At 40.3% G+C, this 1,733-nt stretch carries 2 protein-coding genes; both read right to left on the bottom strand.

The features are described 5' to 3' along the window. Positions 1-148 precede the first annotated feature (148 nt). Complete coding sequence (locus R7P72_RS23905; RefSeq protein ID WP_115385742.1) at positions 149-577, bottom strand: hypothetical protein; 429 nt, start codon at positions 575-577, stop codon at positions 149-151. Then, positions 567-1,499 (bottom strand): hypothetical protein, encoded by a 933-nt coding sequence (locus R7P72_RS23900; RefSeq protein WP_020196717.1) that lies wholly within the window; start codon positions 1,497-1,499, stop codon positions 567-569. Before R7P72_RS23900 ends, R7P72_RS23905 begins: the two co-directional genes overlap by 11 nt. Positions 1,500-1,733: the final 234 nt, after the last annotated feature.

Here is a 1,733-nt window from a genome sequence, read left to right as displayed (position 1 = left end):
TGGACAAAACCTTGTCAGTGCCTTCTCTAATTTAGAAAGCTACGAATAATCACAGGTATTGCAAAGTTGTTGTGAAGGGCTAGTGCGATGAGCAACATCGCACCAGAAAAGTATTGGCTGGGTTCGGATTAAGTGCCGTTAAGTTCAATCATCGAGCTTTAACGTACATCAAGTGCACTCCTGTTGGAGTGACTTTTGTTAAATCTCGGCTGTATACGTACCCATATTTTTCTAACAAGTCGATAGAGTGATATGTCCAGCCAGCAGCAAATGCCACGCCTGCCAATGCAAAATAAATACTAATTTTGTTAGCTAACTGCATAGCTCTTTGAGAATAAAGTTCATTAATCTTCTTCCCATATAGCAATGCTTTAGGTGTCATAAAAAGCACACACACTAAAGCCCCAAAAACACCAACAGGAACCCACAAGGTAATAACGGAAACTTGCACAGTATCGGCTCGATTCAATAGCTCAAGGTAATCCAAATAAACGCCATAAGAAGGATAAAACCAACACAACAGCATTAGTGAAACAAAAAATAAGCCAGCCAAACGGATTTTAGTTTTATATCGCACTTTCTAACCTTTCAACTATCGTTTGAGAAATTTTGTATTCGCCCCAAGCCCATTCAATTAGAAGATATGTCGCTGTTACAGCAATTGCACCGATAATTATCGGTTGACCTAAGACAGCAGCAGCAAACAATGCGGCTTCACCAACTGCGCTTTGGAGCATAAATTTGAACATGTCAGAGCCAACATTCCCAAACCAATCCACTAGGTGGTAATCATCTTTGAACACTAGGTCACTAGTAGCAATACTCGCCGATACAACAAACGTTAAAACTCCTGCACCTTTAAAGTTTGCAACCCTAGATTTCGGGCTAAAACCAGTTTGCATTGCTTTAAATGAATTAAGCGGGTATTTTTTTCCGTTCATGTTGATACGAGAGCCATTCACTAACGCATGTTTGAGTACTTTCCCGTTCTGATCTGTCCCATTGAATGCGACAAAGATTTGTCCTCTGCTCTCAACAAGATCCGCCTTAATGTTCATATCCCCGAATTGCTTAGCAATAGACGCGGCGTCAAACATCGGCTCTGTGTGGTTGAACCATGATTTTGCTGTATTAATACTCGCTGCAAGAGCTGCAACGTCTTTACCAGAATCTAGCCAAACGTTATGCAATATCTTGTGCGCATCTTCTAAATCAGTAATAAGTACATGCTGATGATTCTTCGCCATTTCATCGTCAAGTGAACACTGTAGCCCGATAGAATCGCTTAGAATTTGAGGCGTTTTTAAACCTTGAGAGATTTGACCTAATCCAGCCTCTTGTCTATCTCTAAGAACCCTCTCTCTAATTTCTGCCCATCGCTTTTCATCGCTCGCGGTATACCTCAACTCTTCCTGACGCTCTCTACGTTGGCGAGCTGCTCGCTGTCTAGTTGTTTCTTGTCTTTCTTTTGGGGCTACAGGAGCGGATTCATATCTCATGGAAGTCGGTTTTACTGATAAATAAAAACGATAATAACAATATTTTCAAGTATTTATCATCCACAAGAAGACAATCTGATGATTTAACCAATCAAATAGGCAATCTGACAGGCTAAATAAGTATAATGTAGACTCAATCGTGTTGAGTTGCATTCTATCGAATAACTTTTTGTAGGATAAAATGAACGAAACAGATCTTGTAGAGTGTTTGGTCTAGCGAGTTTTGGGGCATTT

The sequence above is a fragment of the Vibrio sp. Vb0888 genome, assembly GCF_033338835.1.
GTDB classification, from domain to species: domain Bacteria; phylum Pseudomonadota; class Gammaproteobacteria; order Enterobacterales; family Vibrionaceae; genus Vibrio; species Vibrio alginolyticus.
Note: the sequence above shows the minus strand (reverse complement) of the source record. Positions and strands in the feature narration are given on the sequence as shown.

Bases quoted from the DNA above. Each gene is read 5' to 3' on its own strand.
- R7P72_RS23900 (WP_020196717.1), bottom strand. From the start codon at position 1,499: ATGAGATATGAATCCGCTCCTGTAGCCCCAAAAGAAAGACAAGAAACA.